The 21,245-nt window shown below is 70.1% G+C and carries 18 protein-coding genes; 9 read left to right on the top strand and 9 right to left on the bottom strand.

What is annotated here, in order from left to right:
* Positions 1–797: 797 nt before the first annotated feature.
* Genes H9658_RS21405 through H9658_RS21395 form a run of 3 tightly spaced genes read right to left on the bottom strand, consistent with a single transcriptional unit; the run spans position 798 to position 3,306 of the window.
* Positions 798–1,214, bottom strand: a complete 417-nt coding sequence (locus tag H9658_RS21405) for a hypothetical protein (protein ID WP_191826870.1) — start codon at positions 1,212–1,214, stop codon at positions 798–800.
* A 42-nt stretch (positions 1,215–1,256) separates the two neighbouring features.
* Positions 1,257–2,024: a LytR/AlgR family response regulator transcription factor gene (locus tag H9658_RS21400; protein WP_179568910.1), complete on the bottom strand. Its 768-nt coding sequence runs from the start codon at positions 2,022–2,024 to the stop codon at positions 1,257–1,259.
* Positions 2,017–3,306, bottom strand: coding sequence for a sensor histidine kinase (locus H9658_RS21395; protein WP_191826878.1), 1,290 nt, complete (start codon positions 3,304–3,306; stop codon positions 2,017–2,019). The genes H9658_RS21400 and H9658_RS21395 overlap by 8 nt, the downstream gene beginning before the upstream one ends.
* Positions 3,307–3,530: 224 nt before the next feature.
* On the opposite strand from H9658_RS21395, the gene H9658_RS21390 reads away from it, so the two are divergent.
* Entirely contained in the window at positions 3,531–4,742 is a 1,212-nt protein-coding gene (locus tag H9658_RS21390) for an FAD-dependent oxidoreductase (protein ID WP_191826869.1), read from the top strand.
* A 263-nt stretch (positions 4,743–5,005) separates the two neighbouring features.
* On the opposite strand, the gene H9658_RS21385 is transcribed toward H9658_RS21390, so the two are convergent.
* From H9658_RS21385 to H9658_RS21375, 3 genes are read right to left on the bottom strand one after another with little or no spacing between them, the layout of a single operon-like run.
* On the bottom strand, positions 5,006–5,224 hold the full coding sequence (locus H9658_RS21385) for a hypothetical protein (RefSeq protein ID WP_179568914.1): 219 nt from the start codon (positions 5,222–5,224) through the stop codon (positions 5,006–5,008).
* Positions 5,205–5,654 (bottom strand): type II 3-dehydroquinate dehydratase, encoded by a 450-nt coding sequence (locus H9658_RS21380; protein WP_179568916.1) that lies wholly within the window; start codon positions 5,652–5,654, stop codon positions 5,205–5,207. The genes H9658_RS21385 and H9658_RS21380 overlap by 20 nt, the downstream gene beginning before the upstream one ends.
* 10 nt (positions 5,655–5,664) lie before the next feature.
* Positions 5,665–6,087: a hypothetical protein gene (locus H9658_RS21375; RefSeq protein ID WP_191826868.1), complete on the bottom strand. Its 423-nt coding sequence runs from the start codon at positions 6,085–6,087 to the stop codon at positions 5,665–5,667.
* Between the two features lie 279 nt (positions 6,088–6,366).
* Between H9658_RS21375 and H9658_RS21370 the strand changes: the two genes are divergently transcribed.
* The gene (locus H9658_RS21370) at positions 6,367–7,959 is read left to right on the top strand and encodes an APC family permease (RefSeq protein WP_179568920.1); all 1,593 of its coding nucleotides are present in this window, start codon (positions 6,367–6,369) and stop codon (positions 7,957–7,959) included.
* Positions 7,960–7,978: 19 nt separating this feature from the next.
* Here H9658_RS21370 and H9658_RS21365 read toward each other — a convergent pair whose 3' ends face one another.
* Together H9658_RS21365 and H9658_RS21360 are read right to left on the bottom strand one after the other, a co-directional pair.
* Entirely contained in the window at positions 7,979–8,515 is a 537-nt protein-coding gene (locus H9658_RS21365) for a hypothetical protein (protein ID WP_318241510.1), read from the bottom strand.
* Between the two features lie 14 nt (positions 8,516–8,529).
* Positions 8,530–10,188 carry a M28 family metallopeptidase gene (locus tag H9658_RS21360; protein WP_179568922.1) on the bottom strand — a complete coding sequence of 553 codons (1,659 nt, stop codon included), beginning with the start codon at positions 10,186–10,188 and terminating at the stop codon, positions 8,530–8,532.
* Positions 10,189–10,483: 295 nt separating this feature from the next.
* On the opposite strand from H9658_RS21360, the gene H9658_RS21355 reads away from it, so the two are divergent.
* The 7 genes from H9658_RS21355 to H9658_RS21325 all read left to right on the top strand — a co-directional run bounded on the left by H9658_RS21355 (position 10,484) and on the right by H9658_RS21325 (position 19,782).
* The gene (locus H9658_RS21355) at positions 10,484–11,935 is read left to right on the top strand and encodes a glycoside hydrolase family 5 protein (protein WP_191826867.1); all 1,452 of its coding nucleotides are present in this window, start codon (positions 10,484–10,486) and stop codon (positions 11,933–11,935) included.
* A gap of 336 nt (positions 11,936–12,271) precedes the next feature.
* Positions 12,272–15,172, top strand: a complete 2,901-nt coding sequence (locus H9658_RS21350; protein WP_191826866.1) for a M16 family metallopeptidase — start codon at positions 12,272–12,274, stop codon at positions 15,170–15,172.
* A gap of 32 nt (positions 15,173–15,204) precedes the next feature.
* Positions 15,205–15,450, top strand: a complete 246-nt coding sequence (locus H9658_RS21345; RefSeq protein ID WP_191826865.1) for a hypothetical protein — start codon at positions 15,205–15,207, stop codon at positions 15,448–15,450.
* 60 nt (positions 15,451–15,510) lie between these two features.
* The gene (locus H9658_RS21340; protein ID WP_191826864.1) at positions 15,511–15,984 is read left to right on the top strand and encodes an SMI1/KNR4 family protein; all 474 of its coding nucleotides are present in this window, start codon (positions 15,511–15,513) and stop codon (positions 15,982–15,984) included.
* A gap of 96 nt (positions 15,985–16,080) precedes the next feature.
* Positions 16,081–16,863 (top strand): DUF72 domain-containing protein, encoded by a 783-nt coding sequence (locus H9658_RS21335; RefSeq protein WP_191826863.1) that lies wholly within the window; start codon positions 16,081–16,083, stop codon positions 16,861–16,863.
* A gap of 479 nt (positions 16,864–17,342) precedes the next feature.
* Entirely contained in the window at positions 17,343–19,034 is a 1,692-nt protein-coding gene (gene treA / locus H9658_RS21330; RefSeq protein WP_191826862.1) for an alpha,alpha-trehalase TreA, read from the top strand.
* A gap of 52 nt (positions 19,035–19,086) precedes the next feature.
* Positions 19,087–19,782, top strand: a complete 696-nt coding sequence (locus H9658_RS21325) for an AIM24 family protein (protein WP_191826861.1) — start codon at positions 19,087–19,089, stop codon at positions 19,780–19,782.
* Between the two features lie 355 nt (positions 19,783–20,137).
* Here the strand turns inward: H9658_RS21325 and H9658_RS21320 are convergent, their stop codons facing one another.
* Entirely contained in the window at positions 20,138–20,911 is a 774-nt protein-coding gene (locus tag H9658_RS21320; RefSeq protein ID WP_179568938.1) for a lytic transglycosylase domain-containing protein, read from the bottom strand.
* Positions 20,912–21,245: the final 334 nt, after the last annotated feature.

Here is a 21,245-nt window from a genome sequence, read left to right as displayed (position 1 = left end):
CACAATGCACCCAGCCGGCTCGTCGCAAGTCTCTTGTGGGAGCGACTTCAGTCGCGACGCGCGGAGTCAGAAACCGCTGCGAATTTGGCAACCTGTCGCGGCTGAAGCCGCTCCTACAGTGCACCCGGCGAGTCGGTCGCGAGCTTCCTGTAGGAGCGGCTTCAACCGCGACGAACGAAGCCATCCTGCTATCCGGTTTCGGAAACAGTCGGGACTGAAGTCCCTCCCACAGTGCACCTAGCCGGCTCGTCGCAAGTCTCTTGTGGGAGCGACTTCAGTCGCGACGAGTGAAGTCAGAAACCGCTGCGACTTTGGCAACCTGTCGCGGCTGAAGCCGCTCCTACAGTGCACCCGGCGAGTCGGCCGCGAGCTTCCTGTAGGAGCGGCTTCAGCCGCGACGAACGAAGCCATGCTGCTATCCGGCTTCGGAAACAGTCGGGACTGGAGTCCCTCCCACAGTGCACCCAGCCGGCTCGTCGCAAGTCTCTTGTGGGAGCGACTTCAGTCGCGACGCGCGGAGTCAGAAACCGCTGCGGCTTTGGCAACCTGTCGCGACTGAAGCCGCTCCTACAGTGCACCCGTCGAGTCGCCCGCGAGTTTCCTGTAGGAGCGGCTTCAGCCGCGACGAACGAAGCCATGCTGCTATCCGGCTTCGGAAACAGTCGGGACTGAAGTCCCTCCCACAATGCACCCAGCCGGCTCGTCGCAAGTCTCTTGTGGGAGCGACTTCAGTCGCGACGCGCGGAGTCAGAAACCGCAACAGTAGCGGGGCCCAATCCCGAGACGCCAGCCGCCCCTCAGCCCTGCGCGCACGGCTGCGTCGCGGCCGATGTCTCGGGCGCGACGCATTGGCCGAAGTCGCGCGGCAGGCCGCCGATCTCGCGGTGCTGGCCGACCTGCAGGTCGAACTCCTGCAGCATGCGCGGCGCGCACCGGGCCGCCGCTGCACTGCCGGCCGCCGCGGTCGGCGCCGCGGTCGGCGCCGCGCAGGCGGCGTAGACCTGGTAGTGGCAGCGCCCGCTGCGGCTGTCGACGCAGCGGAACGTGGCCAGCCCGCCGCGGTAGCTGGTGCGGCTGAAGATCACCGCGGCCCCGCGCTCGCTGGTGTGCACCACGGTCTCGCGGTGGGCGTCGGTGGACAGGTCGAAGGTGGCGTGACCCTGACATCCGACGATGCCGAGCAGACACGACCACAGCGCGGAGAGCAGACGCATGGCGAATTCCTTGTTCCAGTGCGGAGATGCGGGAGGCGGCGCTTACATGCCGCGAAACAGACTCATGTACGGCAGGCTGACGGTCAGCACTTCGTCGCGGTGGCGCAGCTTCATCCGGCCCTTGCCGGTGTCGTCGCGGACCACCGAGGCCACCGCTTTCAGGTTGACGATGGTGGACCGGTGGATCTGCCGGAACGCGGCCGGATCCAGCACCTCCAGCAGTTCGCGCAGCGGCGTGCGCAGCAGCGCTTCGCCGTCGCGGGTCAGCACCGTGGTGTACTTGTTGTCGGCCTGGAAATAGACCACGTCGTCGAGCAGGATCAGCCGCGTCTCGCGGCCGCTGTTGGCGGTGATCCAGGCCAGCGGCGGCGGTGCGCTGGGCGATGGCGGGCGCTGTCCCAGGCGCTGCAGCAGCGCATCCAGCACCGCCACGTCCGGCCCCTGCGCGGCGCGCGCCTGCAGCCGCTGCACGGTCGCCTGCAGGCGCTCGCGCACGATCGGCTTGAGCAGGTAGTCCACCGCGCCCTGCTCGAACGCATCGATCGCGTACTGGTCGTAGGCGGTGACGAACACCACCTGCGTGCGCGGACTCAACTCGCCCAGCGCGCGCGCCACCTCGATGCCGCTCAGGCCGGGCATGCGGATGTCCAGGAAGGCCACGTCCGGCTGGTGCTCGGCCAGGCGCTCCAGCGCGCTGGCGCCGTCCTCGCATTCGGCGACGATGCGCAGCTGCGGCCAGACGTCGCCGAGCAGCCCGACCAGTGCGGTGCGCAGCAGTTCCTCGTCTTCGGCGATGACGGCGTCAACCATGACCGGCTCCTGACGGCAGCGGCGGCGGCGGGGGTGACGACGGCGACGGCGGATACGGCAAGGTGATCGTCGCGGCCACGCCGCTGGGGAAGTTGGACACGATCGCGAACGTGGCCGCGCCGGCATAGGTCAGGCGCAGGCGCTCGCGCAGGTTCTTCAGGCCGATGCCGGTGCCGCTGGACTGGCTGTTGAACCCCAGGCCGTCGTCGGCGACGGTGATGGTGGCGTGGTCGTCGAACGCGCGCGCCAGGATCCAGACCGTGCCGCCGCCGGGCTTGGGTTCCAGGCCATGCTTGATCGCGTTCTCGACCAGGGTCTGCAGCATCATCGACGGCAGCGACAGGGTCTTCATCGCTTCCGGCACCTGCAGTTCCAGCTGCAGCCGCGCGCCCATGCGGATCCTGAGGATCTCCAGGTAGGCCTGGGTGCGTTCCAGTTCCTCGGCGAGCGAACTCAGCGCGTCCTCGGCGCTGGGCAGCGAGCGGCGCAGGTACTGGATCAGGTAACCGAGCATCAGGTCGGCGCGCGGCGGATCGGTGCGCGCCAGCACCTGCGCGCTGGCGAGGGTGTTGTACAGGAAGTGCGGCTCGACCTGCGCGTGCAGCAGATTCAGCCGCGCCACGGTCAGCTCCTGATCGGTGGCGGCCTGCTTGGCGGCGGCCTGCTCGTCGCGGCGCAACTCGGCGACGCGGCGCGCCACCGCGCGGCTCAGCGCCTCGGCGTTCTCGTAGTTGCTGCCCTCGTCGACCGCGAACAGGTCGATCCAGGCGCTGGCGTCCGGTTCCAGCAGCAGGGTCAGGCTGCTGGTGCCGGCGCCGGGCGTCAGCGTGGCCAGCACCTGATTGCGCTTGACCGCGAAGCGTGCGGCCAGGTTCCAGCGCGATGGCGTGCGGCCGTTGTACGGATCGATGCGACGCACCTTGGCGCGCACCTGCAGGCTGTCGGCGGCGCTCTCGATCTCTTCCACCCGCGGCAGTTCGCGCACCGCCGCATCGACCAGCGCGAACGCCTCGCGGGTGTCCAGCGGGATCTCGATCTGGCGGCGCTGGCGGCTGGACAGGGTGGCGTTGTCCAGCCGCCCGGCGATCAGCCAGACCCGGCGCAGATGGGTGATGCCGGCGACCAGCGCCGACAGCATCAGCAGCATCGCCAGCAGGCCGAAGAACCAGCCGGGCCGGTCTTCCATGCCGTAGAACAGGCCGCTCCAGACGAAGCCGGCGACGATCACCGCCGCGACCCAGGCGCACAGCAGGCGGAGAATCAGGGACACGCTGGAAAACATGGCGGCGGGGATCGGTGACATGGCCGCGAGCATAGCCGCGGCAGCGCAGGCCGCCAGTCCCCTTGCGACAAAACCATGCACGTGCGGACGGAACCTCGGATCGGCGGAGCCAAACCGCGGCGCCGCGTCGGCCGTGCGTCCGCGCGCGCCTAGCGCGGGCATGCCGCAGCGACGCGGGTGCGCACGCTCGCTTAGACTTCGCCCGTCACGATCAGGAGTCCGGCATGCACCGACGACACTTCCTGCGCAGCGGCGCACTGGCCGCCACCGCCTTCGGCGCCGGTCCCCTGCTCGCGCAGCCACGACGCGGTGCCGCGGTGCCGCAGCCAGCGCCGCTGCCGCGCCTTCCCGCGGCGGCCGCCCCCGCGGCCGCCTTCGCGGCGCCGGCGCCGCTGGCGCCGATCCGCGCCAGCGCTGACCGCATCGTCGCGCTGCACGCGTGCACGCGGCCGTTCCGCGCGCAGGGGCCGCGCATCGAGGCCGAACGCATCGGCCGCAAGACCGTGATCCACAACTACGGCCATGGCGGCAGCGGCTGGTCGCTGTCGTGGGGATCGGCGGCGATCGCCACGCAGCTGGCGCGCGCCACCGGCCAGACCCAGCTGGCGGTGATCGGCTGCGGCGCGATCGGCCTGACCACCGCGCTGGTCGCGCAGCGCGCCGGGCTGCACGTGCGCATCTACGCCAGGGAGCGGCCGCCGGAAGTGCGTTCCTCCTTCGCCACCGGGGTGTGGTCGCCGGATTCGCGGGTGTGCAGCAGCGCCTACGCCACGCCCGAGTTCGGGCGGCGCTGGGAGCGGATGGCGCGCACGTCGTTCGACATGTACCAGAACCTGCTCGGCCTGCCCGGCGACCCGATCGAGTGGCGCGACGGCTACGTGCTGTCGGATGTGCCGTTCGACCAGCCCGGCGGCCATGGCGGCAACGGCGAACCCGACTACCCGCCGCTGGAGGCGCAATATCTGGCCGACCTGGGCCCGCGCTCGCAGCCGCTGGCGGCAGGCCAGCATCCGTTCCGGGTGGCGCACGTGCGCCGCTACACGCAACTGGTGTTCAACATCAGCGCCTACGCGCGGCTGCTGCTGGACGATTTCCTCGCCGCCGGCGGCGAGATCGAGACGCGCGAGTTCGCAAGCCCGCGCCAGTTCGCCGACCTGCGCGAGAAGACCCTGGTCAACGCCACTGGCTACGGCGCGCGCGCCCTGCTCGGCGACGACAGCCTGGTGCCGGTGCGCGGACAGACCGCGCGGCTGGTGCCGCAGCCGGAAGTGACTTACGGGCTGGTCTATCGCGGCCACAACCTCAACGTGGTGCCGCGCCGCGACGGCATCCTGGTGCAGGCGCAGGCCGACGGCGATTTCGGCAATCCCGATGCCACTCCGGACCGTGCCGCCTCGGAAGCGGCGGTGGCGCGGCTGGCCACCCTGTTCGCGTAAGCGGCGCCGCGGCGCGCCGCATGCCGGCCACGCCGTGGCGGCCGCGGCGTCGGTTCGCAGGAGCCGGAGCGCCTCGGTAGACGGAGATGCCGCCTACGCGCCGCAGCGCGCTGGTTCGCTTGCCACGCCGAGGCGGCCGCGGTAGTGCCGAAACCCCGTCGTCTCGATCCGCGGGCGCGGTGCATGCGCTTCGCTCGCGGCCAGCATGCGCTCGCCCTGCTGTCGCCTCCGCGACCAGCCGGCATGCGTGGCGTGGACGTGCGCTACAGCCGGCTGACGCTGCGAATGCGGATCTCGTCGCTGTCCACGCCGTGCCGCTGCGCGGCCTGCGCGCGCAGCTGCTGCAGCAGGCGTTGCGGGTCCAGCGGCGCAGCGTCGTCCCAGCTGTGCGCCAGCGTGCCCCAGGCCACGCGCTGGCCGAAGCTGTAGGCGTCGTAGTCGGCCAGGTAGTGGCGCGCGCGCTCAGGTGCCGACGTGGACATCGCCTTCGTAGCCGTTGCAGCCCAGGTGTTCCAGCGCGATCGACAAGGCCAGCGCGTAGCTCTGCGCGCAATAGCCGCCGACCTGCCCCACGCGCTGCCGCGAGGCCGCGCACAGGCACGGTTCGCGCTGGTCGCAGGCATCGTCGTGCACTTCCACGTACGGCCGGCCGAGGTGCGCGACCGCGGCCGCGGTGGCGGCGCTGTCCGAGCACGCGCCCGGATCCAGCAGCAGCATTTCCACCGCCGCCGCGTCGGCCTGGGCCAGCGCCTGCAGCAGTTCGCTCTCGCTGGCGCAGCCGCGCACCGCCAGGGTCTTGCCGGCACGGCCGGCGTGCTCGAGCAATTGCCGCATCACCCGCGGCGCGATGCGCGCGGGGCGGCCGCGATGGCCGGCCACGCAGTCCGGGCCGCGCAACAACAGGATCGACATGGCGGCGCCCTCAGTTGGCCAGTGCCGCACGCGCGCCGAGATGGCGCGCGGCCACGCCCAGCGCGATCGCATAGCTGTCGGCGAGCGCGCCATTGGCGATCACTGTCAGCAGCGGCGCGTGGCGCGGATGCAGCAGCGGCTCCAGCGCCTGCGCGCTGGCGTCGTGCACTTCGATGTAGGGGTGGCCCAGCGCATCGAGCGCCTCGCGCAGGTGCGCGCCGTGATCGGCCAGGTCCGCGGCCGGCAGCTCGCCGGAGTCCAGCAGCACCAGTTCGGTCTCGTCGTGCGCACCCTGCTGCAGCCGCGCCACGATCTGCGCCGCATCGGCACAGGCCACCGGCACCACCCGGGCGCCGGACGCGCCGGCCAGGCGCCGCACAACGGCAATGGCCGGCGCATCGCGGTGCGGGCCTTGAATCACCAGAATCGACATGGAACACATCCAACGGAAAGGACGCTGCAGACTCTAGGCCTGTGCCGCGTAAGCGCGCCATTGCGGTAGGCGGCTGGGGCGTAAAGCTTGCGTAAGAAGTGCCGGGATTGGGGATTCGGCATTGGGGATTCGAAAGAACGCAAGCCGGCAGAGCCACGCTTCGCGACCCACCGCTTTTGCGAATCCCCAATCCCGAATCCCCAATCCCGGAAGTGCGGCGCCGCCGCGCTTCTGCGATCATCTCCGGTTTCCCGCTGCCGACGCCGCCAGGAACCTTCCATGACCCAAACCGCCTTGCGCCGCGATGTCGGCCCATTCGCCCTGATGCTGACCGGCCTGGGTTCGATCATCGGCTCCGGCTGGCTGTTCGGCGCCTGGCGCGCGGCCGGGCTGGCCGGCCCCGGCGCGGTCTGGGCCTGGCTGCTGGGCGCGGCGATCGTCACCACCATCGCCCTGGCCTATGCCGAACTGGGCGCGATGTTCCCCGAGTCCGGCGGCATGGTCCGCTACAGCCACTACTCGCACGGCTCGCTGGTCGGTTTCATCGCCGGCTGGGCCAACTGGATCGCGATCGTGTCGGTGATCCCGGTCGAGGCCGAGGCCTCGGTGCAGTACATGGCCTCGTGGCCGTGGCAGTGGGCGCAGGATCTGTACGTGCAGCAGCCCGGCGGCGCCGGCGAGCTGTCGGTGCCGGGCCTGTACATCGCCGCGGCGCTGGTGCTGGTGTATTTCCTGCTGAACTTCTGGAGCGTGAAGCTGTTCGCGCGCTCCAACAGCCTGATCACCGTGTTCAAGCTGGTGGTGCCGGCGCTGACCGGCGTGGCGCTGATCGCCAGCGGGTTCCACAGCGAGAACTTCAGCGTCGGCCTGCACGGCGGCACGCATACGATCGATTTCGCCGCGGTGCTGACCGCGGTGGCCACCGCCGGCATCGTGTTCAGCTTCAACGGCTTCCAGAGCCCGGTGAACCTGGCCGGCGAAGCGCGCGATCCCGGGCGCAGCATCCCGTTCGCGGTGCTCGGCTCGATCGCGCTGGCCACGGTGATCTACCTGATCCTGCAGGTGGCCTACATCGGCGCGGTGCCGCCGGAACTGCTGGCCAAGGCCGGCTGGCACGGCATCGATTTCCGCTCGCCGTTCGCGCAGCTGGCGATCATCGTCAACCTGCACTGGCTGGCGATGCTGCTGTACGTGGACGCCTTCGTCAGCCCCAGCGGCACCGGCATCACCTACACCGCGACCACCGCGCGGATGATCTACGGCATGGAGCGCAACGGCACGCTGCCGGCGGTGCTGGGCAAGCTGCATCCGCACTGGGGCGTGCCGCGCCCGGCGATGTTCTTCAACCTGGCGGTGTCCTACCTGTTCCTGTTCTTCTTCCGCGGCTGGGGCACGCTGGCGGCGGTGATCTCGGTGGCCACGATCATCTCCTACCTGACCGGCCCGATCAGCGCGATGGCGCTGCGCCGGCACGCGCCGGAGATGCACCGCCCGCTGCGCATCTTCGGCCTGCCGGTGCTGGCCGCCACCGCGTTCGTGTTGGCCACCGAGCTGCTGTACTGGGCGCGCTGGCCGCTGACCGGCGAGATCATCGTGCTGATGCTGGTGGCGCTGCCGGTGTACGCCTACTACCAGCACCGCCAGGGCTGGAAGGACTTCGGCAAGCACCTGCGCGGCGCCAGCTGGCTGATCGCCTACCTGCCGACCATCGCGCTGCTGTCGTGGGCCGGCAGCACCACCTTCGGCGGCCATGGCTACCTGTCCTACGGCCCGGACCTGGTCGTGGTCGGCGTGGTCGCGCTGGGCTTCTATTTCTGGGGCGTGCGCGCCGGCTGGCGCACGCCGTCGCTGCAGCAGGCCAGCGCCGGCTGAGGCCGGCGTCGGCGCGGGGTCAGCGCAGCGCCTGCAGCAGGCGCGAGACCAGCGTGGCGCCGACGAACCCGGGCAGGCTGCACAGCAACGCCATGGTGAAGGTCTCGATGAAATCGCGCCGCGTGTCCAGTACCGCGAACGCGATGCCCAGGCAGATCAGCGACAGCAGCAACCCGACCAGGCCGATCCGCGCGTGCGCGCGCCAGCCGTGCAGCCGCGGCCAGTACCACGCGGCGACAGCGCCGGTCAGCAGCGCCGGCACCGCGCCGAACAGATAGGAAAACAGCGAGATCGCCAGCGCCCCCGCCAGCGCATTGATCGGCGCGTCGCCGCCATCCAATGCGCCGAACAGCAACAGCGGCAGCGCCACCACGAACGTTCCCAGCGGCGGCCCCCCGATCAGGAACGCCAGCACCACGCCGGTGCGCACCAACCCGGGATGCAGCGGGTCGACGGCATCGGCCGCATCGGGCAGGGGGTCTTGCCCGACCGCAGGCGCAGGCGGGTGGAGCGTGTCCGGCGCCGCCGGCGCGACGTCCGGCGGGTCGGCGGACACGCCTCAGCCCCGGCTCACTGCCGCTGCGCCGCGCTGGCGTCGCGGGTGGCGCGGAACTCCGAGTCGCTGCTCCAGTTCGGCCATTGCGGCGAGTTGGCCAGCTCGCTGCCCAGCGTGTACAGCACCTGCAGGTCGCGCGCGGCGCCGGCGAAGGTCCAGCTCGGCAGCCATTCGTCGCCGGGCTGGTGATAGCGCTTGGCGGTGTAGTCGTCCGACGCCGCCTTGCCGGCCTTGACCCCGCCATCCACCCAGTCCTGCCCGGCCGAGAACGACAGCGCCGGCACGCCGCGCTTGGCGAAGGAGAAGTGGTCGGAGCGGAAGAAGTAGCCGGCTTCCGGCTTCGGGTCCGGCGTGTAGCGCAGGTCCCAGCGCTTGGCGACCGTCTTCAGATCGTCGAGCAGGTCCAGCTTGGCGGTGCCGTAGATGCCGAAATCGCGCGACGGGCCGAACGGGCTCATGCCGTCCATGTTGATCACCGCCACCGTGCGCGCCAGCGGATACAGCGGCTTGGACGCGTAGTACTCCGAGCCGAGCAGGCCCTTCTCCTCGGCGGTGACCGCCAAGAACACCACCGAGCGCTGCGGCGCCGGGCCCTTGGCGAACACGCGTGCCAGTTCCAGCAGCGCGGCGGTGCCGCTGGCGTTGTCCAGCGCGCCGTTGAAGATGCGGTCGCCGTTGGCGTCGGGCGCGCCGACGCCGATGTGGTCCCAGTGCGCGGTGTAGATCACGCTGTCGTCCGGATGGGTGCTGCCGGGCAGCCGCGCGACCACGTTGTGCGAAGTGATGACCTCCGACTTCACCGCGTAGTCGGCATGCAGGCGCTCGCCCTTCAGTTCCACCGGCTTGAACTCGCGCGATTGCGCCTGCTTCTTCAGGGCCTCGAAATCCAGCCCGGCGCGCTTGAACAGGTCCACCGCCAGGTCGCGCTGGATCCAGCCTTCGAGCGTGGGATGCGCGGCCTTGGGATCGTCGCGGACCACGTCGAACATGCTGTTGGTGTTGGAGCTGGCCACCGTGGCCCAGCCGTAGGAGGCCGGGGCGGTCTCGTGCACGATCAGCACGCCGGCCGCGCCCTGCCGCGCGCCCTCTTCGTACTTGTAGGTCCAGCGGCCGTAGTAGGTCATGCCCTTGCCGTCGAACGCGCCCTTGCCGGTCTCGAAGTCCGGGTCGTTGATCAACACCACCGCGATCTTGCCCTTCAGGTCCACGCCCTTGAAGTCGTCCCAGCCGCGCTCCGGCGCCTTGACCCCGTAGCCGACGAACACCAGCGGCGCGCCGTCGATGGCGACCTGGCTGCTGCCGTCGAGCGCGGCGCGCACGGCGATCTGCTGGCCCTGGGTCAGCGCCTGGCGCTGGCCACCGGCCTCGACCGCCACCTGCGGCGTGCCGACGATGTCAGCGCGGCGCAGCGGCACCGCCTGCGTCCACAGGCGCTTGCCGTCCTGCAGGTCGCCGCCCGGCTGCAGGCCCGCGGCCTGGAACTGCGCGCTCAGGTAAGCCACGGTCTTGTCCTCGCCCGGCGTGGCCGGCGCACGGCCTTCGTACGCGTCGGAGGACAGCGTCTTGACGTCGGCGGAAATGCGCTTGGTGTCGAAATTCGGTGCGGACGGCGGCGCCGCCATCAGTGCGCCGGAAATCGCCAGCGCCAGCATGCCCATGATCGGTCGCTTCACTCTTGCCCCTTGGATGGATGTACCCGCCCGAGTGTAGCGACGCCGGCGGCGAGCGGCCAAGCAGGGCCGGCGCCGCCCAGAAAGACGTGACGCACTGCTCGGATTGCCATCTGCGCATGCTCTAATCGCCGCGCTCGCCAAGCGCATCGCAGCGCTCGTGGACAAGCCGCCCTTCTGTGCCGGCAATCACGACGCCCGCCGCATCGGCTCCCGATGATGGCCGCCATGCGCCCCGCCGGCGCCCCCACCTTTGGCCGTTCCGTCTTGGACCGGCCGTTTTCGGAGAACCAGAGAGATGTCGACGTCGAAAAAATCCCGCATCACCCGCTGCCTGCTGGCCGCGGCGCTATTGGCGGCCAGCGGTTCGGCCTGGAGCTACGCCATCAACGGCGGCAAGGTGGTGGACGACAGCGGCAATCCCGTGCAGCTGCGCGGCGTCAACTGGTTCGGCTTCGAGACCAACGTGCACAGCGTGCACGGCCTGTGGGCGCGCAACTGGAAGGACATGATCACGCAGATGCAGGGCCTGGGCTTCAACGCCGTGCGCCTGCCGTTCTGCCCGCAGACCTTGAACGGCACCGCGCCGAGCAGCATCGACTACGGCCTCAATCCGGACCTGCAGGGCCTGAGCGCGCTGCAGGTGATGGACAAGGTGATCAACGAACTCAGCAGCCGCGGCATGTACGTGCTGCTCGATCACCACACGCCGGACTGCAACGCGATTTCCGAGCTGTGGTACACCTCCTCCTACAGCGAGCAGCAATGGCTCGCCGACCTGACCTTCGTCGCCAAGCGCTACGCAAGCGTGCCGGGCGTGATCGGCCTGGACCTGAAGAACGAGCCGCACGGCGCCGCCACCTGGGGCAGCGGCAACGCCGCCACCGACTGGAACAAGGCTGCCGAGCGCGCCTCGGCAGCGGTGCTGAAGGTGGCGCCGAAATGGCTGATCGTGGTCGAAGGCATCGGCGAGAACGGCAACTGCTCCAGCAGCGGCGGCCACTTCTGGGGCGGCAACCTGGAGCCGCTGGCCTGCACCGCGCTGAACATCCCGGCCAACCGCCTGCTGCTGGCGCCGCACGTGTACGGCCCGGACGTGTACATGCAGTCCTACTTCAGCGCCTCCAATTTCCCGGCCAACATGCCGGCGATCTGGGAGCAGCACTTCGGCCAGTTCGTGCAGTCCGGCCACGCGCTGCTGCTCGGCGAGTTCGGCGGCAAGTACGGCCAGGGCAATGCGCTGGACGTGAAGTGGCAGAACGCGCTGGTCGACTACCTGATCGGCAAGGGCATCCACAGCGGCTTCTACTGGTCGTGGAATCCGAACAGCGGCGACACCGGCGGCATCCTCAACGACGACTGGTCCTCGGTGCGCACCGACAAGGTCACCCTGCTGAAGAAACTGTGGGGCGATTCCAGCAGCACCACGCCGACGCCGACGCCTACTCCAACGCCTACTCCAACGCCGACGCCCACGCCCACGCCGACCCCGGGCAGCGCCAGCTTCAGCACCAAGACCATCGTCGACAGCGACTGGAACGCCGGCTATTGCCACCGCGTGCAGGTGACCAACACCGGCAGCGCGAGCGGCAACTGGGCGGTCAGCCTGTCGATCGGCGGTACCGTCAACAACCTGTGGAATGCCACCTGGTCGCAGTCCGGCAGCACGCTCAAGGCATCCGGCGTGGACTGGAACAAGACCCTGGCGCCCGGCGCCACCGCCGAATTCGGCTTCTGCGCCGCACGCTGACCGCGTGCAATGAAAGCGCCGCCGCGCACACCGCGCGGTGACAATGCGAACGGCAGCGTCCCACGACGCTGCCGTTCGCATTTGCGGCGACGCAGCGCGCCCGCCGCGCTTTCGATGACCACGCCAGGTGCGGGAGTGCGTCGGGGTCGCGCCGGACGATCGCTCGCGACGGGCTCGCTCGGCAAGTCCATCGCCACCGACTCTCTCCCGGTTCCCGACGCTCGGCAAGGCGAGCGGGAGAACGCGTCTTGGCCGCCGCCGCTGTGCCATAAGTCACGTTCCGAGCCCGGCGTGCGCCCACTATGCTGGCTCATTCTCCTCATCAGGCCCGGCCCCATGCTTCGACCCTTGTCGTTGTTGATCTCCAGCATCCTCACCCTTGGCGTCGGCGCCGCCATCGCACCGGCCAGCGCCGCGCCGCCGGCACTGGCGGCCAAGGCCAAGGCCACCGTGCCGGAGATCGCCTACACCCGCTTCACCCTGCCCAACGGCCTGACCGTGGTGGTGCACGAAGACCACAAGGCGCCGGTGGTGGCGGTGAGCATCTGGTACCACATCGGCTCCGGCGACGAGCCGGCCGGCAAGACCGGCTTCGCCCACCTGTTCGAGCACCTGATGTTCTCCGGCTCGGAAAACCACAAGGGCACCTATTTCCAGCCGTTCGAGAAGGTCGGCGCCACCGACATGAACGGCACCACCTGGTTCGACCGCACCAACTACTTCGAGACCGTGCCGACCACCGCGCTGGACATGGCGCTGTGGATGGAATCGGACCGCATGGGCCACCTGCTCGGCGCGATCGGACAGAAGGAACTGGATACCCAGCGCGGCGTGGTGCAGAACGAAAAGCGCCAGGGCGAGAACCGCCCGTACGGGCGCGTGGACGAGAACATCCTGGCCAACATCTTCCCGGCCAACCATCCGTACCAGCACGACACCATCGGCTCGATGGCCGACCTCGACGCGGCCTCGCTGGACGACGTCAAGCAGTGGTTCCACGACAACTACGGCGCCGCCAACACCACCCTGGTGCTGGCCGGCGACATCACCGTGGCCCAGGCCAAGGCCAAGGCCGAGCAGTACTTCGGCGACATCCCCGCCGGCAAGCCGGTGCCGCGCCAGCAGCCGTGGATCACCCCGCTGGCCAGGCAGACCCGCGGCGTGCAGCACGACCATGTCGCGCAGCCGCGCATCTACCGCACCTGGGTGGCGCCGCAGCTGGGCAGCGACGACGCCGTGCAGCTGGACCTGGCCACCACCGTGCTCGGCGGCGGCAAGACCAGCCGCCTGTACCAGCGCCTGGTGTACCGCGACAATCTGGTGGACGACGTCTCGGCCAGCATCCAGCCGTTCGCGCTGGCCAGCCAGCTGCAGATCACTGCCGACGTGAAGGACGGCGTGGACCCGGCCAAGGTCGAGGCCGCCATCGCCGACGAACTGAAGAAATTCCTGGCCGAAGGCCCGAGCGCCGACGAACTGCAGCGCGCCCAGGTCAACTACCGCGCCGGCTTCGTGCGCGGCCTGGAGAAGGTCGGCGGCTTCACCGGCAAGGCCGCGATCCTGGCCGAGGGCCAGGTCTATCGCAAGGATCCGGGCGCCTACAAGCACGACCTGGAGCGCGCGCAGGCGGCCACCGCGGCCAGCGTGCGCAAGGCCGCCGACACCTGGTTCGGCAAGGGCGACTACCTGCTGACCGTGCTGCCGGCCGGCGACGGCTTCGACCCGGTGGCCGAGGACAAGGCGGTCAAGCCGCTGCCCGCGGCCGACGGCAAGCCCGCGCCCACGCTGCCGGCCAAGGCCAGCTACAGCGTCGGCAAGAACCAGGTCGATCGCGCCGCCGGCATCCCGGAGACCACCCAGTTCCCGAGCCTGAGCTTCCCGCAGCTGCAGCGCGGCAAGCTCAAGAACGGCATCGAAGTGGTGCTGGCCGAACGCCACACCATCCCGGTGACCCAGGTCGAACTGCTGTTCGACGCCGGCTACGCGGCCGACCAGGGCGGCAAGCTCGGCACCGCCAACTTCACCGCGGCGCTGATGAACGAGAGCACCCGCAGCCTGGATTCGGTGGAAGTGGCGCAGCGCCGCCAGCGCCTGGGCGCGATCACCAGCGTGGCGTGCGAGCTGGACAGCTGCGCCGCCTCGCTCGACGCGCTCAACGACCAGTTGGCACCGTCGCTGGCGCTGTTCGCCGACATCGTGCGCAACCCGGCGTTCAAGGCCGAGGACATCGAACGCATCCGCGGCCAGTGGCTGGCCTCCATCGCGCAGGAGAAGACCCAGCCGCAGGGCCTGGCGCTGCGCACCCTGCCGCCGCTGCTGTACGGCCCGCAGCATCCCTACGGCGTGCCGCTCACCGGCAGCGGCACCGAAACGGCGATCAAGAGCCTGAGCGCCAGCGACCTGACTGCGTTCCAGAACAGCTGGCTGCGCCCGGACAACCTGCGCATCCTGGTCGCCGGCGACACCACCCTGGCGCAGATCATCCCGCAGCTGGACGCGGCGTTCGGCGACTGGCAGCCGCCGCCGGCCACGCGCCCGAGCAAGACCCTGTCGCAGGTCGCCGCGCAGCCCAAGCCGCGCGTGTTCCTGATCAACCGCGCCGACGCGCCGCAGTCGCTGATCCTGGCCGGCCTGCTGGCGCCGTCGACCAAGGCGCCGAACAACCTCGCCATCGGCGTGGCCAACGGCGCCTTCGGCGGCACCTTCACCTCGCGGTTGAACATGAACCTGCGCGAGGACAAGCGCTGGGCCTACGGCGCCAACAGCTTCATGCTGGATGCGCAGGGCCAGCGCCCGTTCCTGTTCTTCGCCCCGGTGCAGACCGACAAGACCGCCGAATCGGCCGCGGAGATCCTGAAGGAAGCCAAGGCCGTGGTCGGCGACAAGCCGCTGACCGCCGAGGAGATCGCCAAGATCAAGAACCAGCGCATCCGCGCCCTGCCGGGCAGCTTCGAGACCACCGGCGCAGTGCTGGGCGCGGTCGAGAGCATCGTCCAGTACGGGCGTCCGGACGACTACGTGCAGACCCTGAAGACGCGCCTGGAAGGCATCGACCAGACCGCGGCGGAAGCGGCGATCAAGGAAATCGTCGCGCCGCAGGCGATGACCTGGGTGATCGTCGGCGACCTCAAGCAGATCGAGGCGCCGGTACGCGCGCTGAAGCTGGGCGAGGTGCAGGTGCTGGACAGCGACGGCCAGCCGGTCAAGGCGAAGGCCAAGGCCGCCGGCAAGCAGTAAGGCAACACGCGCATGGCCGGGAGGTCCCGGCCATGCGTGGCAAGGCGGCGTGCGGGCGGATCGCCCGCGACGCCGGAACGTCCTGGCGTGGCGACGCGCGCGCAGTGGTGCATACGCTGCCCGACCCCAGTCTCGCGTTAGAGGCACGCGCACAAGCGCGCTGCCGATTGCAGCCATCGTTGCGCGCTGCACGCATCGGTCGCTCGACATCCAAGCAGGGCAAGGTCAGGACGACGGCCGCGAGCCGTTCCTTCCTGTTTCCGGAAAAAGCTGGCTGACCGAGCATCCTCGCAGAAGTAGACTCGCCTCCTGGACGCTGCTGCCGATCGGAGATCGCGATGCTTGAAAACACATTCTCGGATGGCGAAGCTGCCATCACCCCAGCGGACCTGGATCACCTGGAATCGGTGATTGGCAGAAAGCTGCCGACTCCCTTCAGGGAGCATTACCTCAAGTACAACGGCGGCATGCCTGAGCGAGCGTATTGGGTCGGCGAAGATGATTACGAGCCGATCGAGGTCGCCACGTTCAAACCGATCGCGCATTGCGACTACACGCTGCTGTCCACCTACCGGTTGATGCTGCAGAAACAGGTTCTGCCCGCACGCCTGCTGCCGTTCGCGAACGACTGCGGCGGCAACTTCTTTTGTCTGGATCTGGACACGGGAGCCGTCCGCTATTTCACCACCGACACCTTCGACAGCGACCTCAGCCCGGAGCAAAACCAGGCCAACGCCGAAAGGCCTGTCTGTCCGGATTTCCTTCAGTTCGTCCAAGGGCTGATCGACGAGGAGGATGCGGACGAGGAATGAACCGGGCAGCAAAACGAGCATGGCAAGCAATGCCCTTCACGGCACCTGGCCGCAGCGCTTGCTATCCCGGACATCCTTCCCGCCGCTACCCGTTCGATGCCGACCGCTCCGCCACGCATCGCCAATCCCGCTCCGCGCATCCGCGTCGGCTGCGCCGGCTGGTCGATCGCCAGCACCCAGCGCGCGCTGGTCGGCGACGGCGCCAGCCAGCTGCAACGCTATGCGACCCGCTTCGATGCGGTCGAGATCAACTCCACCTTCTACCGCACCCACCGTCCCGCCACCTACCAGCGCTGGGCCGACAGCGTGCCGGCGGACTTCCGCTTTTCGGCCAAGCTGCCGCGCACCATCACCCACGACGCGCGCCTGTCCGGCGTGGGGCCATTGTTGCAAACCTTCCTCGACGAAGCCGGCCACCTCGGCGACAGGCTCGGCTGCCTGCTGGTGCAACTGCCGCCGAGCCTGGCCTTCGATGCGCGCACCGCCGCCACCTTCTTCGCCATGCTGCGGCGCCGCTGGCACGGCGGCATCGCCTGCGAACCGCGCCACGCCAGCTGGTTCAGCGCGCGCGCCGAGGCCTTGTGGCAGCGCCACCGCATCGCCCGCGTCGCCGCCGATCCGGCGCTGAACGCCAGCGCCGCGCAACCCGCCGGCACCGCGGCGCCGGCCTATTGGCGCTGGCACGGCGCGCCGCGCGTCTACTACAGCGACTACGCCGACGACACGCTGCGCGGCCTGGCCGAGCGCGTCGCCGCCGCCACGCCGCACCCGGACGAAGCCTGGGTGATCTTCGACAACACCGCGCTCGGCCACGCCCTCGCCAATGCCGCCACGCTGCAGGCGCAACTGCGCGCGCTCGGCGCCGGCACCGCCGGCTGACCGCCACGCCCCGCCGGTTCCCGCCGTTTGCGGGACAAGGGCCCGCCCTGCTGCGGCAGGAACCGGACACTCGCTCGCCGCCCCTGTAGGAGCGGCTTCAGCCGCGACACACCGTGTCGGCACCCGGCTGCCGCCGATGCAAGGCGCTCCGCTTTCGTGCGCCAGGTCCGCAGACTCGGGCCAGCGGCCAACATCGGCGCACTGCGCCGTCCGGCCCGCAGCGGCGGCGCCAAGCCCGGCAGGCGGCGGCGCCCGATTGGCCCCGCTCTTGCATCGCCTCCGGCATGTCTCCGCAACGCGCTCCGATTCAAGCCCACCGGCGCATGGCCGATATCGCCAGATCGGCCGATCGCGTCGCGCCTCGGCCGGACCGCTCCGCGCTTCCAGGTGTCGCCAGCGCGCGGCCGCCACAGCCGCCAGTCACCCGCCTCCTCCTTCGGTCGTTTACCATGCCGCACGCATCCTGCTCTGGACCCGAGATGAGCCATGCCGCTCCTCCCTGTTGCACGCCGCTGCTGAGCCTGTCGCTGGGCCTGCTGCTGGGCAACTACGACACCGCCTCGGCGCAGCCCGCGCCGACCGCGATGCAGACCGCGCCGGCGCCCGCGCCGCTGACCCCGGACCTGGCCTACCCCGAACTGTTCCAGGCGGTGCAGCAGCAGGAACTGTTCGACGACCAGAAGCACTTCGTCGATGCGCTGCCGCTGCGCGACCCGGCCCTGATCAATGCCGACTACCTGGCCCAGCGCCAGCAGCCGGACTTCGACCTGCGCCGCTTCGTCGCCGCCAACTTCGAGGAATCCGGCCCGGTGCAGACCGAGGCGATCCGCCAGGACACCGGCCTGCGCGAGCACATCGACGCGCTGTGGCCGCTGCTGGTGCGGCGCCAGGTGGACGTGCCGGCGCACAGCAGCCTGCTGTCGCTGCCGCAGCCCTACGTGGTGCCGGGCGGGCGCTTCCGCGAGGTCTACTACTGGGATTCGTACTTCACCATGCTCGGCCTGGTCGAGAGCGGCGAGCGCGAACGCAGCCGGCAGATGCTGGACAACTTCGCCTACCTGATCGACACCTACGGGCACATCCCCAACGGCAACCGCAGCTACTACCTGAGCCGCTCGCAGCCGCCGTTCTTCTCGCACATGGTGCAGCTGCAGGCCAAGGTGGAAGGCGACGCCGCCTATGCGCGCTACCTGCCGCAGCTGCAGAAGGAATACGCGTACTGGATGCAGGGCGCGCAGACGCTGGCGCCGGGCAGCGCGCAGGCGCACGTGGTGCGGCTGGCCGACGGCAGCCTGCTCAACCGCTACTGGGACGCGCGCGACACGCCGCGCCCGGAAGCCTGGCTGCACGACGTGCGCACCGCCGCCGAGGCCAAGGACCGCCCGGCCGCCGAGGTCTACCGCGACCTGCGCGCCGGCGCCGAGAGCGGCTGGGACTATTCCAGCCGCTGGCTGGGCGACCGCAAGACCCTGGCCACGATCCGCACCACCGCCATCGTCCCGGTCGATCTCAACAGCCTGCTCTACCACCTCGAAACCACCCTGGCCCTGGCCTGCGCCAAGAACCCGGGCGCGGCCGGCTGCGACACCGACTACGCGGCCCTGGCCAGCGCGCGCAAGACCGCGATGGACAAGCACCTGTGGAGCGATGCCGGCTACTACGCCGACTACGACTGGCAACAGCGCCGGCTGCGCGACCAGGTCACCGCCGCGGCGCTGTATCCGCTGTTCGTCGGCATCGCCTCACCGGCGCGCGCCAAGCGCAGCGCCGACACCGTGCAGGCGCAGCTGCTGCGTCCCGGCGGCCTGGCCACCACCCGCCTGCATACCGGCCAGCAATGGGACGAGCCCAACGGCTGGGCGCCGCTGCAATGGATCGCGGTGGACGGCCTGCGCCGCTACGGCCAGGACGCGCTCGCGCAGCGCATCGGCAGCCGCTTCCTGGCGCGGGTGCAGGCGCTGTTCGCGCAGCAGCACAAGCTGGTGGAGAAGTACGGCGTCGACGCCAAGGCGCAGGGCGGCGGCGGCGGCGAATACGCGCTGCAGGACGGCTTCGGCTGGACCAACGGCGTGACCCTGCTGTTGCTGGACCTGTACGCCAAGCCGGCGCCCGCCCCAGCGCTGACGCCGGCCGCGCAGCAGGCGCGGCAGCCGGAGCCGGCCACGCCCTGAGGCGCCGGCCGGCGGGTATGCTGCGATCCTTGCCCAGACCCAAGGATCGAAGATGAGCGTACGTACCCTGGCCGAATTCCTGTCGGCCTCGCGCGAGAAGGACGCCTCCGCGGACGCGTTCGAACTGGAAAGCCCGCACCTGCTGGAAGTGCGCCTGGACGGCCTGGTCTGGGCCAAGGCCGGGGCCATGGTCGCGCGCAAGGGCGCGGTCAAGTTCACCCGCCAGGGCCTGCTGGAACAGGGCCTGGGCAACCTGCTGAAGAAGGCGGTCAGCGGCGAAGGCATGCAGCTGATGAAGATCGAGGGCCAGGGTCGCGTCTATCTGGCCGACGCCGGCAAGAAGATCACCCTGCTGCGCCTGGCCGGCGAGTCGATCTTCGTCAACGGCAACGACGTGCTCGCCATCGAGGCCGGCATCGACAGCCAGATCACCATAATGCGCAAGGTCGCCGGCATGCTCTCCGGCGGCCTGTTCAACGTGCGCCTGAGCGGCCACGGCATCGTCGCCATCACCTCGCACTACGAACCGCTGACGCTGCCGGTCAACGCGCAGAGCGGCCCGGTGTTCACCGACCCCAACGCCACCGTGGCCTGGTCCGGCGGGCTGACCCCGGAGATCGTCGCCGACGTCAGCCTGGGCACGCTACTCGGGCGCGGCTCCGGCGAGAGCATCCAGCTGCGCTTCGCCGGCGAAGGCTGGGTGGTGGTGCAGCCGTACGAGGAAGTGGCGCTGCAGGCGAAGAGCTGAGACCTGGCGCCGGAGACCGGCGCCAGCGTCAGCCTGGACGCGCTGCCTGGCCGCGGCTGCGGCGAGAGCATGCAGCTACGTTCTGGAGGCGATTGCGGGGAATGGTGCAGCCGTACGACGAAGTGGCGCTGCAGGCCGGGCGCTGAGGGCTGGCACACACGGTCAGCCTGGCTTGCCGATGGAATGGCCGGATGCCGCGCATAGCCGCCGGGTCGGTGCACCATGCTCCCTACGCTGCCGCGCGCTGCGCGGACGCACCGTGGCGGCATGTGTGCGGATGCCAGGTTCGATCGTGCGTGCGTCGGCGGGGAAGCGCGCGACCACGCGACCTGCAAGCCTTACGTGGGAACCCGCGCTACTGCGCCGGCGTTTCCGTCTTGATTCCCATCGCTTCGCGGTAGCGTTGGTAGAGCGCCATCACCTTGTCGATGTAGTCGCGGGTTTCCGCATACGGCGGCACGCCGCGATAGCGCGCCACGGTGCCGATGCCGGCGTTGTAGGCGGCCGCGGCGAGCGTGCGGTCGCCCTGGTAGCGGCGCAGCAGCGACTGCATGTAGCGCGCGCCGCCGGCGATCGACTGGTCGGCGGCGAACGGATCGGCCACGCCGTATTCCTTCGCCACTTCGGGCATCAGCTGCATCACGCCCTGTGCGCCCTTCGGCGACACCGCTGCTGCGTCGAAGCCGCTTTCGGCGTGCGCGATCGCGCGCAGCCACGGGTCGTCCACACCGGTGGCGCGCGCCGCGGCGCGGAATTGCTTGGCGTGCATGTTCAACTGCGGCGCGCCGACCTTGCCCAGTCCCGGATGCGCCGCCTCGCCCGGCGGAGTGACCGCGGTGAAGCGCAGGTACGGGCGCGACCCGGGCAGATTGCGCGTGGAATACACCAGGCGTCCGTCCTGCTCGCGCTCGTACAGGGTGCCGCTGAACACGCCCATGCTGCCCCACAGGTTGGGCGTGGCGATCGCGGCGTCGTCGAGCTCCTTCGGCGTGCATTTGGAGCCCGGCTCCGGCGCGGTCGCCAGGCTGACCGTGCCGTCGCGCACGCAGCGGTACACCGTGCGCGCCTGCGCGCCGGCGACGACGCAGCACGACAGCAGCAGGACCAGCAGCGTTCGGGAACAGGGCATGGGCGGCTGACGGAACGGGCGAAGGCGGGCGCGCATCATCGCGCACCGGGCGTCGGCGCAGGTGAGGACCGGGCGGACGGCGCTTTCTGACGCGCGCCGTGTAGGAGCGGCTTCAGCCGCGACATGTTGCCGACGCCGCTGCAGTTCAGGCTCCGCTGTCGCGACTGAAGTCGCTCCCACAGGAGACTTGCGGCGCGCCGGCCGAGTGCACTGTGGGAGGGACTTCAGTCCCGGCTGCTTCCGGGATCGGATAGTCAGCTCACTCGGTTCGTCGCGGCTGAAGCCGCTCCTACAGGAGACTTGCGGCGCGCCGGCCGGGTGCGCTGTGGGAGGG

Origin of the sequence: Xanthomonas bonasiae, assembly GCF_014836395.1 — a bacterium.
GTDB lineage: Bacteria > Pseudomonadota > Gammaproteobacteria > Xanthomonadales > Xanthomonadaceae > Xanthomonas_A > Xanthomonas_A bonasiae.
This window is presented reverse-complemented; position numbering and strand designations above follow the sequence as displayed.

Coding starts and splice junctions, on each gene's coding strand:
- H9658_RS21320 (WP_179568938.1), bottom strand. CDS start 20,911: ATGCCCTGTTCCCGAACGCTGCTGGTCCTGCTGCTGTCGTGCTGCGTC.
- H9658_RS21380 (WP_179568916.1), bottom strand. CDS start 5,654: ATGTCGATCCTGTTGTTGCGCGGCCCGGACTGCGTGGCCGGCCATCGC.
- H9658_RS21345 (WP_191826865.1), top strand. CDS start 15,205: ATGCGTGGCAAGGCGGCGTGCGGGCGGATCGCCCGCGACGCCGGAACG.
- H9658_RS21375 (WP_191826868.1), bottom strand. CDS start 6,087: ATGTCGATTCTGGTGATTCAAGGCCCGCACCGCGATGCGCCGGCCATT.
- H9658_RS21395 (WP_191826878.1), bottom strand. CDS start 3,306: ATGTTTTCCAGCGTGTCCCTGATTCTCCGCCTGCTGTGCGCCTGGGTC.
- H9658_RS21335 (WP_191826863.1), top strand. CDS start 16,081: ATGCCGACCGCTCCGCCACGCATCGCCAATCCCGCTCCGCGCATCCGC.
- H9658_RS21355 (WP_191826867.1), top strand. CDS start 10,484: ATGTCGACGTCGAAAAAATCCCGCATCACCCGCTGCCTGCTGGCCGCG.
- H9658_RS21370 (WP_179568920.1), top strand. CDS start 6,367: ATGACCCAAACCGCCTTGCGCCGCGATGTCGGCCCATTCGCCCTGATG.
- H9658_RS21405 (WP_191826870.1), bottom strand. CDS start 1,214: ATGCGTCTGCTCTCCGCGCTGTGGTCGTGTCTGCTCGGCATCGTCGGA.
- H9658_RS21390 (WP_191826869.1), top strand. CDS start 3,531: ATGCACCGACGACACTTCCTGCGCAGCGGCGCACTGGCCGCCACCGCC.
- H9658_RS21385 (WP_179568914.1), bottom strand. CDS start 5,224: ATGTCCACGTCGGCACCTGAGCGCGCGCGCCACTACCTGGCCGACTAC.
- H9658_RS21350 (WP_191826866.1), top strand. CDS start 12,272: ATGCTTCGACCCTTGTCGTTGTTGATCTCCAGCATCCTCACCCTTGGC.
- H9658_RS21340 (WP_191826864.1), top strand. CDS start 15,511: ATGCTTGAAAACACATTCTCGGATGGCGAAGCTGCCATCACCCCAGCG.
- treA (WP_191826862.1), top strand. CDS start 17,343: ATGAGCCATGCCGCTCCTCCCTGTTGCACGCCGCTGCTGAGCCTGTCG.
- H9658_RS21325 (WP_191826861.1), top strand. CDS start 19,087: ATGAGCGTACGTACCCTGGCCGAATTCCTGTCGGCCTCGCGCGAGAAG.
- H9658_RS21400 (WP_179568910.1), bottom strand. CDS start 2,024: ATGGTTGACGCCGTCATCGCCGAAGACGAGGAACTGCTGCGCACCGCA.